The sequence below is a fragment of the Microbacterium maritypicum MF109 genome, assembly GCF_000455825.1.
GTDB classification, from domain to species: Bacteria; Actinomycetota; Actinomycetes; order Actinomycetales; family Microbacteriaceae; genus Microbacterium; species Microbacterium maritypicum_A.
In genome coordinates this window covers 469,935-482,775 of sequence record NZ_ATAO01000206.1, presented here as the reverse complement: position 1 = coordinate 482,775, position 12,841 = coordinate 469,935, and the positions used below count along the sequence as shown (strand labels likewise).

Below are 12,841 nucleotides of genomic sequence, written 5' to 3'. Positions count from 1 at the left end.
GTGCCGAGCTGGTAGAGAGGACAGGTCAGCCCGCATTCGCTTCGAGCCAGCTCAGCGAGTCAACGGCTTGTCCGTCGATATACACCTCGAAATGCAGGTGGTTCGCGGTAGACCGACCAGTGCTGCCGACGAGGCCGATCAGCTGACCCGCGGACACGGTCTGCCCGACGCCGACCTGACGGCTTCCGGAGCGCATGTGCGGGTACACGGTGCTGACGCGCCGTCCGTTCACGACCGATTCCAGGACGATCGCCACGCCATACGCGGAATAGCTGTCCTGCGAAATCCTGACGACCCCGTCGAGAGCCGCGAAGACCGGTGTCCCGCCCTCGGCCAGCATGTCGGTACCCATGTGCGCACCGCCGCGCGCCCCGAAGCGGTCGCCGACAGTGAAGGGCCCGCCCAAGGGCCAGCGCACGAGACCGCTTCCTGGTGAGACCATGCTGAAGTCGAAGCGAGCCGAGGTGACCTGGGCGTTGGCGGTCGCTCTGGCAGCAGCAGCAGCTTCGGCAGCCTTCCTCTTCGCGATCTCATCCGGTGTCGTCGCGGAGAAGGTTCCCCGCTGAAGGGGCGATGGCAATACGTCGGAGGCGACAACCAGGGATTGCGAGTCGCCCGCGGCGACCTGTTGAAGAGTCCGCGGGTCTGCGGGATCTACGGGCGGGCTCGCAAACGCGGGGAGAGCGAAGGTGGTGATGAGCGCGCCCACCACGACAAGGATCGCCGCCTTTTGCGCCGACCGTTTGATGGCTGGGTTCTGGCGGGATCGCCGCCGCACCGTGCGGTGACTCGATCTTGGACGGGCGTGGCGCTGATCGTCGAGTACGCGATCTCGCCGTGTCGTCGCGTGCCTCTGGGGTCGGATCGGTGGCGCCGAGCAGTCGGCAACAGGCGTGCTCTTTCGCGTGTGGGTGATCTTCACAGCGACTTCTCCGATGTCTCGTTTCGCAGCTCAGCCGCGTGACGCATCGCGAGATCGTCGACGGCGCGCTGCAGGGCCGGGTCTTCCCCTCGTGCAAGGCCCGCATACTCGACACGCACGCCGGATGCGCTCGCCCGCGCCTTGACCCAGAGGCGACGGCGAGGAACGAAGAGCCCGGCGAATAGCCCCAGCGTTGCGAGCAGCGAGAATCCCAGCACCCAACCGCTACTGGGATCGTGCTGTATCTGAAGTGAAGCGAAACGCTTCACCGGCTTCTCTGCGGAGATCGATTCCCAGGTCACCGTGCCCCAACCGTTCGGCAGATCGACCGTTGCACCGGGGGTGAGTTCGAGGGACTCCTGGTTGCTGTCCCCGCCGGTGTGCTGCGTGAGTCCACTCACATCGAGCGTGTAGACGGACCGTGGCGTGCCGTCGTCGATACCGAGATCACCGCTGAAGACGTTGAAGGTCAGTACTGGGTTAACGACGTCCGGGTAGATCGAGGTGTAGGCGCCAGAGTTCAACACGCCGCGCGTGGGGTAGAAGAATCCGACGAGTCCGACTTGCTCTGGTAAGCCATCCGGAACTTTGATGATGCCAAGTGACGTCATGTTCGAATCCTGAGGGAGGAAGGGCTGCGATTCGCTGTAGACGACCTCTCCGTCAGCGTTGCGGACCGTGATGGTGGGGGCGTATCCGTTCCCGAGCAAGAAGATGCGGTCGCCTCCCACGGCGATCGGGTAGTTCACGATCACGTTCTGCTTGCGATCTTCCCTACCGAGCTGGCGGATCGTCACCTGCGCGTCGAAATCTCCAGCTTGTCCTGCTCCGGCGCTCCCCGGAAGTCGATATGAGACGCCGAAGCTGTCGAGTGTCAGGGAGTAAGGGGCAAGGCCTGCGCCATCGACGAAACGTCCCGGGTTGAAGGAGGAATAGTCGCTTAGCGCGTTGACGAAAGTAGTGCCTTCCACAACGACGCGTTGCCCGGTATAGGCGAACGATCCTCCAATCGCGACGGAGATGAGAACGCCGACGAGGGCGACGTGGAAGATCAGGTTGCCCGTCTCGCGAAGGTACCCTCGTTCTGCGGAAACAGAGAAGGCACCACGCCCGTCGTAGCGCTCCACCCGATATCCCGCCTTACGCAACTGCGCTGCGGCGATGTCGACCACGCCCGCCGCCGTGACGTCGCCAGCATCCGGAAACGTGACCTCGGCGTATGCCGGCAACCGATGGAGTCTGGCCGGGGTGCGGGGAGGGTGCGAGCGCAGCGCCTTGTAGTGATACTTCGCGCGCGGGACGACACACCCGATCAGCGAGGTGAACAGCAGAAGGTATATCGCGGAGAACCAGGGCGAGAGGTACACGTCGAACAGCCCGAGAGCATCGGCGATCGGGAACGCCTCTGGATTGTTTCTCTCCCATTGGGTGACACCGTTCGGATCGGCACTGCGCTGCGGGAACAGCGACCCGGGGACCGCGGCGATGGCGAGCATGAGGAGCAGAAGAAGCGCGGTGCGCATGCTGGTCAGCTGTCGCCATGCCCAGCGGAGCCATCCGGTGGGCCCCAAGGATGGTTGGGCGACCTCGGCAGGCACGGCAGCGTCGGCATGATCGCTGGGGCGCAGCGGATCCGTCATCATTTCCGTTCGGGCATCAGATCGGGAGGGGGACATTGATCACCACCTGTTGCAGTTGGGACATCAGCGTGGCCCATGCACCGGTCACCATGAGCACACCGAGGGCGATGAGCATCGACCCTCCGAGGATGTTCAGTGCGCGGATATGACGGCGCAGAAATTTCACGGATCGCGATGCCCAACCCCATCCGGCCGCGAGCACAAGAAACGGGATACCCAGGCCCAGCGAGTACGCAAGCCCCAGCAAGCCCGCGCGGGCGGGATCGCCGAGATTCCATGACATCGAGATGATTGCTGCGAGCGTCGGGCCAATGCAGGGCGTCCACCCCACTCCGAGAGCGAACCCGAGCAGCGGCGCCCCGATCAGGCCAGCTCTGCCCTGAACGCGCGGACGAATGCTCCGCTGGGCGATACCGAAGAACCCGACGAAGATGAAACCGAGCACGATGATGACGACGCCAAACATCCGGGTGAGGATGTTGGCGTACTGCAGGAGCACGAGACCGAAGGCGCCCCCGAGTACTGTCACTGCGACGAAGACGACCGTGAAGCCGGCGATGAAGAGGGCAACACCCGCAAGGAGTCGGGCACGTTCGGGTGACACTGCTCCGCCCGGTCGAGATGGGCCGACGGGAGCGACCGTTGCGCTTCCCAGATATCCGAGGTAACCCGGGACGAGCGGCAGGACGCACGGGGAGACGAACGACACCAGGCCCGCGAGGAGTGCGACGGGAATCGCGACCCAGAGAGCGCCATCGACGATCATGGTTCCAGGATTCATGGTGAATCCTCGTCGAGCGCGTCGCTGACCAGGGTCGACAGGATCGATGCGCTGGCCAGCTGCCCGATGATCCGCGCGGCCACCCGTCCTTGCCTGTCGATGACGAGGGTGGTCGGTGTCGCCTGAATCGGCGTGACCTGTGCAAAGGCGAGCTTGACTCTCCCGTCGACGACATCGATAACGCTCGGGTAGGTGACGCCGTTGTCTTTGGCGAAGGAGAGCGCCGTGGCCGGCTGGTCGTAGGTGTTGACGCCGAGGAAAGATACGTCCTCGTCCTTGGATTTCTGCCAGACCTGCTCGAGGAGAGGCGCCTCGACGATGCACGGACCACACGCGGCGTACCAGAAGTTCACCACCAGCACGTCGCCCAGGAAGTCGTCGCTGGAGACGGCCTCACCGGTTTCCGTGACCCCCTCGAACACGACAGCTTCGCCGCGCGCGGATTTGGGGATCTCTACGACTTGGAAGTCGCCGGCGATGTACCCTTTCTCGTCGCCTTGTCGGTACTGCTGCGTAAGTGAGTCGTTTGAGGCGCATCCAGCCAGAATCCCCAGAGAAAGTGTCGCTGCAAGGAGGGAGCGCGTGAGTCGACGGGCACGGGCTCGATGTCGGTCGATCCGCTGATGAGCATGGGGTGAACCCAGGCGCCCATCGGAATCGGGTTCGGTGTGGGGCTGTCCGGCCCGTTTGGGTTTCATAACTGGATCCTGCATGGGTAGATGAATAGGTAGCACCCTGGTCACCACGTGGAGCAGATGGTCATCGCGGATCGGGTACGGTGTGGGCCTTCGGCCAAGGAGTTCCATCGGGCTGTCGCTCGATGGAACTCTGGAAGTCGGCCGCGAGACTCAAGAGATGTGGCGCCTCGCCGACCTCATCAAGCCCGCTGCTCACTGTTGCCCGAGATCCGTGTGCGGGGGGGGCCTTGGTGTCATCACCGGAAGCGGTCTTGGCCTCCTGGAGGCGATAGCGGCAACCCGACCTTGGAGGGGACGCTGGGAAGACGACGGCAGACGTGGTTCACCGGGAATTCGCAGCACTCCCTTCTGTCACCAGGGGCTCAGGTCCGCGAAACCCGGAGTTGCGCTAGTGAAAGGGCGGTTTGACGCAGAAGAGGAGCAACGACGACTAGCGACAGTGCGAGAATCGCGGCCAGTCTTCGATCGGGGAGGGCTGGGCGTCGGTACAAGCGAATCGCGAGGACTGTGAAAAGTAGACCACACATGACGCCGAGGATGCACATCATCGGTGTCATGAGCGGACCAAACCCGCCCGATGTGCTTAGGATGCTATCTGTCTCTGTCACCTTCGAGGCGGACACCAGATCCGCATCCGTCTGCTCGACTTGGAAGAGAAGGTTAGAGAGGGAAGCGCCAGCGCCTTCAACACTGGGGGAGCTCGAGCACGCGACGCCCAGTACGAAGAGAAGCGCAACGCAGACGCTGATAATGAGACTCGTTATCGATGCGCGTCGACGGCTGCTCTCGTGTCGGGAATCGGGCGACATCGAGAGCATCTCTCTAAGCATACCTGGACATGAGATGAGCGTGTTCCGGCGAAGCGGCTAGGACAGTCGCAGACTGAGTGGACGTGGCACATACCCGCGCGTCATGGATGAAACGGGCTGCATCTGCACCGGCGAATTGGGGGCCGATGGCTACGGAGCGGTGGAGAACTCACTCCACGGCTTAGGCTGTCGCACCCGCCGACGATGAGAGTCTCCATGCATCTGCCTGCCAGCATCCCCAGTCCCGACCCGAGTTGGGCAAGCTTCCAGATCGGCCCCTCACCATCCGCGTATGCGTTGTGCATCATTGCGGGGAGCATCGCAGCGGCCCTGATCACGGAAAGACGGCTTCGTCGTTCTTGCGATCGGCGCGGTGATCTTTGTCGTCCAATCAGTCCGTCATCGCCTTCCGGAATCCTCGCCAACCTTCCGGGAGCCAGTACCGACGGCGTCGACCCGCGAACGTCGTCCGGTCGAGGGGAACTCGGTGGATGAGAATTTGGCCACAGGCGGGGACGGAGGCAGGGTCGGAGTGTTGGCACAGCGGCGTCCGAAGAGGTGCCGACTAGTTGTAGTGTCCAGGCAGGTTGTTTGAGAGCCGGGTGATCGGTGGGAGCTTTCCGATGGCAGTGTGGGGCCTGTGATGATTGTAGAAGTGCAGCCATTGTGGGAGGGCTGCGCGGCGGGCTGATTCGGAGTTGTAGTGCTTCACGTAGGCCCAGCCGTCGGCGAGGGTGCGGTGGAAGCGCCCGATCTTTGCGTTGGTCTGTGGACGGCGTGGGCGAGTGAACTTTGGTGCGATGCCGAGGTCCGCGCAGGCGCGTTTCCAGGCGTGGGATCGGTAGGCCGAGCCGTTATCGGACAGGACGCGCTCGACGCGGACACCGTGGTCGGCAAACCAGGAGACCGCGCGTCGGAGAACGCCGATGGCTGTCTCGGCGCGTTCGTCGTCGTGGATCTCCGCATAGGCAACGCGGGAGTGGTCGTCGATGACGGTGTGGATGAACGCGTAGCCGAGGATCTCGTGACGGCGCGTGTTTCGAGCCAGACCAGGTGTGGATTGACGGTTCCTGGCGCCTTGCTGCTTGCCGACGAAGCGCCAGCCGCCGCCGTTGGGGATGTTGCCGAGCTTCTTCACGTCGACGTGGATCAGCGAGACCGGGTGGTCATGCTCGTAACGTCGGGCGGGCTCACCGGTCTTCACATCGACGTGCGTAAGGCGGTTGAGGTGGCAATGGGTGAGGACAGCGTGAACGGTGGAGCGCGACATCTCGAGTCGACCGGCGATCTGAACAGGGCCGAATCGTTTACGAATGCGCAAGTGGACGATCTTCTTGACCAGGTACGGATGCGAGTGAGGTCGGGAGGACCGATCCGCCATGCCGGCGTCACCGAGCTCGACATATCGTCGCGCCCATTTCTGAGCGGTCGGCCATCCGACGCGAAAGTAGTCGGCCGCCGCCGCGACCGTCCATCCCTCGTCGATGATCAACTGCGCGATACTCAGACGTTGGCGCGGCGTCAGCGCCGCATTACCGAGAGACACGAGAACCTCCGGGACTTGAGCGGGTGTCTAAGCAGCTCGACTCTGACCGGAGGTTCTCGTCATGTCACGGCAACCAGATCAAACAACGTCCCTGGACACTACAACTAGTCGCGCGTCTTTTCCTGCAGCCATGCCACAGGGTTGACCTTCCCGTCATCGGTCGTGATCTCGAGGTGCAGGTGCGCCCCGAAGCTTCTGCCCGTGTTGCCGACGAGACCGAGCTTTTGGCCAGCGCCGATGTTCTGTCCTTCGAATACCTTCAGCGATCCGTACTGCATGTGGGCGTATCGGCTGAAGACGGTCTGACCGTCGACAACGTGCTCGATGTACACGGTCACGCCGAAGGCGCCTCCTTGTTCGGTGGCGATGCGCACCACTCCACCGGCGATAGCCTGGATCTCTGCTCCCTCCCCGGGGGTGAAATCGGCGCCCTCGTGCTGCCGGCCACCACGGGGGCCGTAGTTGGAAGAGGTGGGGACGCCGACGGGGAATGGCCATTGCACGGCGGCGTCCGGGTCGACAGGGTTGCTTCCGGTGAAGTGCCTGATACCCGCCACTGCCGCGATATCCGCCGTGGACGCGACGCTGAAGCCGCTCTGCCTGTCCAACGTTTCGGTGCGGACCTCGCCGGGAGTGACGAAGGCCTGGATCTGATCGTCTGGCACCTGAGCGGCCTGCGCAGGGGCGCTGTACCGGGTCGCGGCGCCTAAAGCCTGGCCGCCGACGACGGCGGCGGGAAAGGTCATCCCGACGGTGAACGTCCCTGCTACAACCAGAGCCCCGATGGCGGCCAGCTTCCGACTGACGCGGCGCGCATGGTTGCCTGCGGGGGCAGAAAGCGTCATGCGCGGCGATCTCACGGTGGCGGGGTGGGATGCAGAGGTCGTCGATACGGTCTCGGTCTCGGTCACGGCTTCGCTCGCCGGGATGGAGACGGTCCGGATCCGTTCCTCCTCCGAGGTGCGGACGGATTGCTCGCTCACGGCGGAGGATGATGCCGCTCGTCGTCGCCGCAGGTCAGCGCGGGTGAGCGGTCGGTTCTTATCGACAAGGGAGGCGGCGTGAGGTTCCGGCTTGGCGATGCGGTCTCGGCGCAGACGTACTTCGGGAGCCGCGTCGTGGGTGCGGGGCACAGTCAAGGGGTGGTTCTCCTCTTCAGCGGGCGGGGTCGACGATCGGGCTGGCGTCGACGAAGATCGAGTACTCCGGCGGCGGCAACGAGCGTGAGCGCCGCCACGGGGATGAGCACGGACAGCCACGGAGCGAGAATGACGCCTGCCGTCAGACCGGTCCGCAGCTGAACCTCGGTGATGTCGGCGGCGGCGACGTCGACGCCGATCGACTGGATGGTTGTCCCCGTGGGATCGATGACCTGGCTGGTGCCGACGGTGGAGACGTTGATCACCGTTCTTCCTGTCTCGATCGCGCGCATTCGCGCGAAGGCGAGCTGCTGCAGGTTCTCGTCGGAGCCGCGGAAGTCGGCGTTGTTGGTCTGGAACACGTAGAGCTCCGCTCCGCCCTCGACGCCGGCGCGGATCACGTCGTCGAAGATCACGTCGAAGCAGATCGCCAGGCCCACACGGGTGGTGCCAACGGTGATGATGGGAGGGTTCGTCCCGGGGGTGTACTCGCGCTGGATGAGCCGCACGAGATCCGGTGCGATCTTCTCATACAGCCACCGATCTGGGACGTACTCGCCGAACGGCACTGGGTTCACCTTGTCGTGAAGCTGAGGCTTATCAGCCCCGGGCGTCCATAGGATCGAGGTGTTGAAGGTCTTCTCTTCGCGGGTGGTTGCGGCGTTGACCAGGAGCGGTGATCCCGCGGCAGTAGCGATCTGGTCCAGCGTCGTAGCGGTGTCGCGATCGCGGAGCGGATCGGAGTCGACGGCTCCCTCCGGCCACACGACGAGATCCGTCTGCTTCCCATACAGCGACGCGGTCGCCGAGGAGTAGGCACGGAGGATATCTCCCGGTGACTTGTCATCGAAGTATCCGGAAGGGCCGTTGCCCTGCACCCACCCGACGGTGAAGGTCCCGGCGCTGGTGGTCGGGAACTGGGGTGTCACGGCGAGGACGCCGATGATGACGACGGGGAAGAGGGATCCTTGCGGGAAGACTAGCCCGCCGGCGCGAATCCACTGCACCAGCGCGGCAGATGTCACGGCAACGAGGAACGAGAGCCCTGTGACGCCGATCCACGACGCAGCCTCCGGAAACGGACCATTGACCTGGGTCATCCCCAGGCGGGCCCACGGGAACCCGCTGTACGGCCAGGAGCCGACGGCGACTTCCCGGGCAGTCCACAGCCCCCCGATCATCACCGACACGACGGCGAGCTGGATCGCGCCACGGGGCGGGAGGCGGCGTGTCCATCGATAGGCGAAAGAGAGAGGGATGGCTCCGAGTCCCAGTAAGAGCGTCTCCAACCCGGAAAGGGCGAGACGGGGGACGGGCCCGAGGAACTCGCCCACCCAGGCGAGGTGGAGGGTGTAGAAGCTGGCGCCGAACAGGAGCCCGACCGCAAGGGCACCCCCGATGCTTCGTCCGATCAGAGTCGCCAGGGAGATCCCGACGCCGATGAACGCGAGTGGCCACCATCCCACATCGGGAGTGGACAGATCGAGAAGGACACCTGCGACCACGGCGAGGGGCAGCGCGGTGCGCAGACGCAGCATTGGCGTGGCGGGGAATCCCGAGGAGTGGGCTGCAGTGGCAGCTCGGGGCGGCTTGGGCTGGGGGAGCGCAGCGGTCGTCATCATCCTCAGGCGTCCTTCTTCCGCAGCGACTCGAGATAGGCGTTGTACGCATTCAGTTCGCTCGTGCCGTGCACGTCCGCGTACCGGTCCTCCGCCGCAGCACGGGCTGTATCCTCACGGAACCATCGGTGCATCACATACACGAGCATCAGAAGGGTGGGAGCCTCCCCGTACGACCAGGCCAGTCCGCCGGCAAGGCGCTGGTCCTCGAGCGGATCGAGACCGAGAGCCTCGGTGGGCGCAACGAATTGGGTGACGAGCATGGTCGTCGCCATCATCAGGAAGACGCCGAAGAACGCGTGCAGGGCGGCCTCAGCGAAGACATCGATCGCCCGACCGCCGTGGCTGAGCCGCATCGGCAGCGGGTCTGAGCTGAGCACAGGGATGGTGAAAAGGACCCCGGCGACGAGGAATGCGACCTCAAGGGCTACGTGACCCTCGATGGTGGCGAGGATGCGATCAGCGAGGCCCGCCAGGTACAGACCGTAGAATGCCGCAAGATAGATCGGCAGGGCCAGCCACGGGCTGAGCACCCACCTGGCTGCACGGCTCCGCAAGCCTGCGTGTGCCGCTCGGAGAAGACCCTGTCCCACCCCACGGTGAGGGGTGGCGCGCAGAAGGAGGGTCCCGGGTGAGCCCAGCACCAGCAGCGGAGGGATCGCCATCATCAGCGTCAATTGCTGGAACATGAACACCGAGAGCAGCGCATACCCGTAGGCCTCGACTCCAAGGCCGGTGGTACCGGCGAGCAGCACACATCCCAGGAGGAAGCTGACCATGCGCCACACCGGCCACCGCCGCCCTAGGCGCCACAGGCGGATCGCACCTGCCAGGTATGCAACCGCCAGGACCGCCGCTAGCACCGGCAACACTGGGAACGGCCCCGGGAGCACGGCGACATAGTCGGCGAACGTCGGAGGAGAATCCGGAATCCAGGGGCTCATCGAACAGACTCCACGACTTGGATGTCGACGAGCCCCGCGCGCATCGTCGATGGACGTCGCCGGGCACGGTGAACGTCGCCACCCGAGCGGACAGCTCCGGCGACGTGCACGGGCGTGCGAGCCAGAGTCATCGCGGTGTCGCAGCCTCCTTTTGTTGCGCAGCTTGCCCGGAGCGCAGCACGACGCGGCAGGCGACGTTTGCGGCTGTCACGACCTCAGGACCTTGATCGAGCTGCCCGCGACGAGGAAGAGCACCGCAGCGGCGGGCTGCACCCCGATCCAGACGGGGCCCATGAAGGGGAATGGGAGCACGGGATTCCAGATCACCGCGACGGCGACGAACACGGGTATCCACCACCACTGCCGCGCCTGGAAGGCGAACCAGCCGACAATGATCGCCAGGATCGCCGTCACGAACAGCACGACCGTTGACCAGCTGCTGGTCAGCAATACCGGTGCGAGGAACAGCACGGCGGCAGCGATCAGGCTCGGGGCGAGAGCATTGCGCTGATAGACGGAGGGGGTGCGCTTCTTCGGCGTCATGATCCTCTCATCCCAGCCCCCGCGCTCTGGGCCTCTCCCACGTCTCTGTGCGCCATCCTCCGCCTCCGGATCCAGAGCCCGCACCCCAGGATCACGAAGCCGATCCCGAGCGCGACATCTGCGAGGTTGCCGATGAACCAGTTCCCGTAGGCGAGGAAATCGGTTACGTGACCTCGACCAAATCCTGGAGGCGCGAGCAGACGATCCAGCACGTTGCCGATTGCCCCTCCGAGGATGAAGCCGATCCCGACCGCCCACCACGTCGTACGCGAGCGACGGGCACCGATGAACAGCACGACCACCGCGGCCACGCCGATTACGGTGAGCACCCAGGTCGCCTCCGAGCCGAAGGAGAGGATAGCGCCGGGATTGAACGCGAGCTGCAGACCGAGCAGGTCGCCCAGCACGGGGATACGCTCTGTCTCGCTCAGACCGGCGAGAGCTGCAGCCTTGCTTGCCTGATCGATCAGCACCACGAGCCCGGCAACCACGAACGCGACCGCATACCGGGGAATCGTCCTACGCATCGCCGGTCTCCTTCTTCTCCGCCGCCGCCTCGGCTCGGTCTCGGCGGCGGCGAGCACGGCCGGCCAAGAGGACGCCAGAGGCACCCATGGTCAAGATGAACGCGAAGGCGATGACCACCAGGAGGCCGGCAAAGCCGAGGTCGTCCCGCTGCACGCCCTGTTCTCCGTTCCGCTTCTCATGCGACCGGTCGGGGGTCTCGGATGACGATGGCGTCGGTGACGGGGAGGCCGCTGTCGGCGGCGTCGCTGTCCGCGAAGGTGCGACTGTCGTGACGTCGCCGGTTGGTGTAGTCATGCTGGCAGCTGCACCTTCCACTCCTGCGAACAGGGCCGCAACGCCGAGTGCTGCACCCACGATGAGAGCGAGGAGGGTTCGTCGTCGCCGGGACACGACGGGGCACGATACAGGGGATCTGAGGGTCTCAGAAGTCGAACAGGTCACCCAGGAAGCCTTCCCGACGTCGTCGACCGTTGCGGCCAATACGATCACGACCGTGATCGCGGTCATGCCCGCGATCACGGTCGTGATCGCCGCTGGGCGGGTAGTACCCACGGTCATCCGAGTGCGCAGGCGTCGCGCCAGCGGCACGATCGATGATCTTGTCCAGTTCACCTCGGTCCAACCACACGCCTCGGCACTGAGGGCAGTAGTCGATCTCTACGCCTGAGCGGTCGGTGATGAGCAGGGCGGTCCCGTCGACGGGGCATTTCATGATGGTTCTCCTTCGGTAGATGATCGTTGACCGCGGGACGGGTGGCTGTCACGCGTGAGTGGTGTGCTCTTCGGGGTGGGATTGTGGTTCGATCTGGAACGTGGAGTGCTCCACGCTCACCGGGAAGTGCTCGGCAACGCACTCCTGGAGCGACCGAAGCAGGGCCGCGGAGTCCTCTTGTGACAGCTGGTCCTTGACCACCACGTGCGCCGTCAGAGTGGGAAGGTCTGTTGAGACCTGGGAAGCGTGGAGGTCATGGACACTGACGACGTGCGGCAACTCCTCGAGGTGCTTTCTCACAGCGTCCAGGTCAAGTCCGGGAGGCGTGGACTCCAGCAGGACGCTCCCGGACGCGCGCAGCAGGATGAATGTACGCGGGATGATCAGCAGGGCGATCAGGATGCCGGCGATGGCGTCAGCGCGATACCAGCCGAGCGTGGCGATCAGGATAGCGCTGGCGATCACGCCGACGGATCCGAGAGCGTCATTGACGACTTCGAGGAAGGCGGCACGCATGTTGAGGTTGGCCTTGCGGCCGCTCATGAGAACCAGAAGAGACGCGATGTTCGCGAGCAAGCCGACGATGCCGAAGAACAACAAGCTGCCAGAGGCGATCTCCGGAGGCTCGAACAGTCGCCTGATGCCTTCCACGAGGGCGAAGATCCCGACTCCGAGAAGCAACGCCGCTTGGGCGAGCGCACCCAGGACCTCGGCTCGTCGCAGACCCCAGGTGTGGCGCGCCGAGGGCGGTCGGTTCATGAGATGCGCGGCGGTCACCGCAAGAGAGAGACCGATGACGTCCGTCAGCATGTGCGCAGCGTCGACAAGCAGCGCGAGACTCCCCGTGATCGCGGCGCCGACCACCTCGGTGACGAAGACGGTCGACGTGATCGCGAAGGCGATGATCAGTCGCCGCCGAGGCGTGCTCGCCGGGGTGTGACTGTGTTCGGCTCCCATACG

At 64.7% G+C, this 12,841-nt stretch carries 13 protein-coding genes; all 13 read right to left on the bottom strand.

Annotated features, from left to right (window positions below; all coding sequences use genetic code 11):
• Positions 1-25 precede the first annotated feature (25 nt).
• Positions 26-922, bottom strand: coding sequence for a M23 family metallopeptidase (locus L687_RS43285; protein WP_323131862.1), 897 nt, complete (start codon positions 920-922; stop codon positions 26-28).
• Positions 919-2,598, bottom strand: coding sequence for a cytochrome c biogenesis protein ResB (resB, locus tag L687_RS36545; protein WP_031207745.1), 1,680 nt, complete (start codon positions 2,596-2,598; stop codon positions 919-921). The genes L687_RS43285 and resB overlap by 4 nt, the downstream gene beginning before the upstream one ends.
• The gene (locus L687_RS36540; protein ID WP_021200794.1) at positions 2,579-3,343 is read right to left on the bottom strand and encodes a cytochrome c biogenesis CcdA family protein; all 765 of its coding nucleotides are present in this window, start codon (positions 3,341-3,343) and stop codon (positions 2,579-2,581) included. Before L687_RS36540 ends, resB begins: the two co-directional genes overlap by 20 nt.
• Complete coding sequence (locus tag L687_RS0121830) at positions 3,340-4,041, bottom strand: TlpA family protein disulfide reductase (protein WP_084487391.1); 702 nt, start codon at positions 4,039-4,041, stop codon at positions 3,340-3,342. Before L687_RS0121830 ends, L687_RS36540 begins: the two co-directional genes overlap by 4 nt.
• A gap of 1,374 nt (positions 4,042-5,415) precedes the next feature.
• Positions 5,416-6,396 (bottom strand): IS481 family transposase, encoded by a 981-nt coding sequence (locus L687_RS36535; protein ID WP_021200792.1) that lies wholly within the window; start codon positions 6,394-6,396, stop codon positions 5,416-5,418.
• Positions 6,397-6,500: 104 nt separating this feature from the next.
• Positions 6,501-7,307 (bottom strand): M23 family metallopeptidase, encoded by an 807-nt coding sequence (locus L687_RS36530; protein ID WP_152525919.1) that lies wholly within the window; start codon positions 7,305-7,307, stop codon positions 6,501-6,503.
• A gap of 224 nt (positions 7,308-7,531) precedes the next feature.
• Positions 7,532-9,157 (bottom strand): apolipoprotein N-acyltransferase, encoded by a 1,626-nt coding sequence (gene lnt, locus L687_RS36525; protein ID WP_084487387.1) that lies wholly within the window; start codon positions 9,155-9,157, stop codon positions 7,532-7,534.
• Positions 9,158-9,159: 2 nt separating this feature from the next.
• Positions 9,160-10,098: a cytochrome c oxidase assembly protein gene (locus L687_RS36520; protein WP_021200789.1), complete on the bottom strand. Its 939-nt coding sequence runs from the start codon at positions 10,096-10,098 to the stop codon at positions 9,160-9,162.
• Positions 10,099-10,305: 207 nt separating this feature from the next.
• On the bottom strand, positions 10,306-10,641 hold the full coding sequence (locus L687_RS36515; protein WP_021200788.1) for a DUF6804 family protein: 336 nt from the start codon (positions 10,639-10,641) through the stop codon (positions 10,306-10,308).
• Entirely contained in the window at positions 10,638-11,168 is a 531-nt protein-coding gene (locus L687_RS41615) for a signal peptidase II (RefSeq protein ID WP_021200787.1), read from the bottom strand. Before L687_RS41615 ends, L687_RS36515 begins: the two co-directional genes overlap by 4 nt.
• Positions 11,161-11,463, bottom strand: a complete 303-nt coding sequence (locus tag L687_RS42505) for a hypothetical protein (RefSeq protein WP_152525918.1) — start codon at positions 11,461-11,463, stop codon at positions 11,161-11,163. Before L687_RS42505 ends, L687_RS41615 begins: the two co-directional genes overlap by 8 nt.
• Before the next feature lie 127 nt (positions 11,464-11,590).
• Entirely contained in the window at positions 11,591-11,881 is a 291-nt protein-coding gene (locus L687_RS36505) for a TFIIB-type zinc ribbon-containing protein (RefSeq protein ID WP_021200785.1), read from the bottom strand.
• A gap of 48 nt (positions 11,882-11,929) precedes the next feature.
• Entirely contained in the window at positions 11,930-12,838 is a 909-nt protein-coding gene (locus tag L687_RS36500) for a cation diffusion facilitator family transporter (protein ID WP_021200784.1), read from the bottom strand.
• Positions 12,839-12,841: the final 3 nt, after the last annotated feature.

Coding starts and splice junctions, on each gene's coding strand:
- L687_RS42505 (WP_152525918.1), bottom strand. CDS start 11,463: ATGACTACACCAACCGGCGACGTCACGACAGTCGCACCTTCGCGGACA.
- L687_RS36540 (WP_021200794.1), bottom strand. CDS start 3,343: ATGAATCCTGGAACCATGATCGTCGATGGCGCTCTCTGGGTCGCGATT.
- L687_RS36505 (WP_021200785.1), bottom strand. CDS start 11,881: ATGAAATGCCCCGTCGACGGGACCGCCCTGCTCATCACCGACCGCTCA.
- L687_RS0121830 (WP_084487391.1), bottom strand. CDS start 4,041: ATGAAACCCAAACGGGCCGGACAGCCCCACACCGAACCCGATTCCGAT.
- resB (WP_031207745.1), bottom strand. CDS start 2,598: ATGTCCCCCTCCCGATCTGATGCCCGAACGGAAATGATGACGGATCCG.
- L687_RS36520 (WP_021200789.1), bottom strand. CDS start 10,098: ATGAGCCCCTGGATTCCGGATTCTCCTCCGACGTTCGCCGACTATGTC.
- L687_RS41615 (WP_021200787.1), bottom strand. CDS start 11,168: ATGCGTAGGACGATTCCCCGGTATGCGGTCGCGTTCGTGGTTGCCGGG.
- lnt (WP_084487387.1), bottom strand. CDS start 9,157: ATGATGACGACCGCTGCGCTCCCCCAGCCCAAGCCGCCCCGAGCTGCC.
- L687_RS36515 (WP_021200788.1), bottom strand. CDS start 10,641: ATGACGCCGAAGAAGCGCACCCCCTCCGTCTATCAGCGCAATGCTCTC.
- L687_RS36500 (WP_021200784.1), bottom strand. CDS start 12,838: ATGGGAGCCGAACACAGTCACACCCCGGCGAGCACGCCTCGGCGGCGA.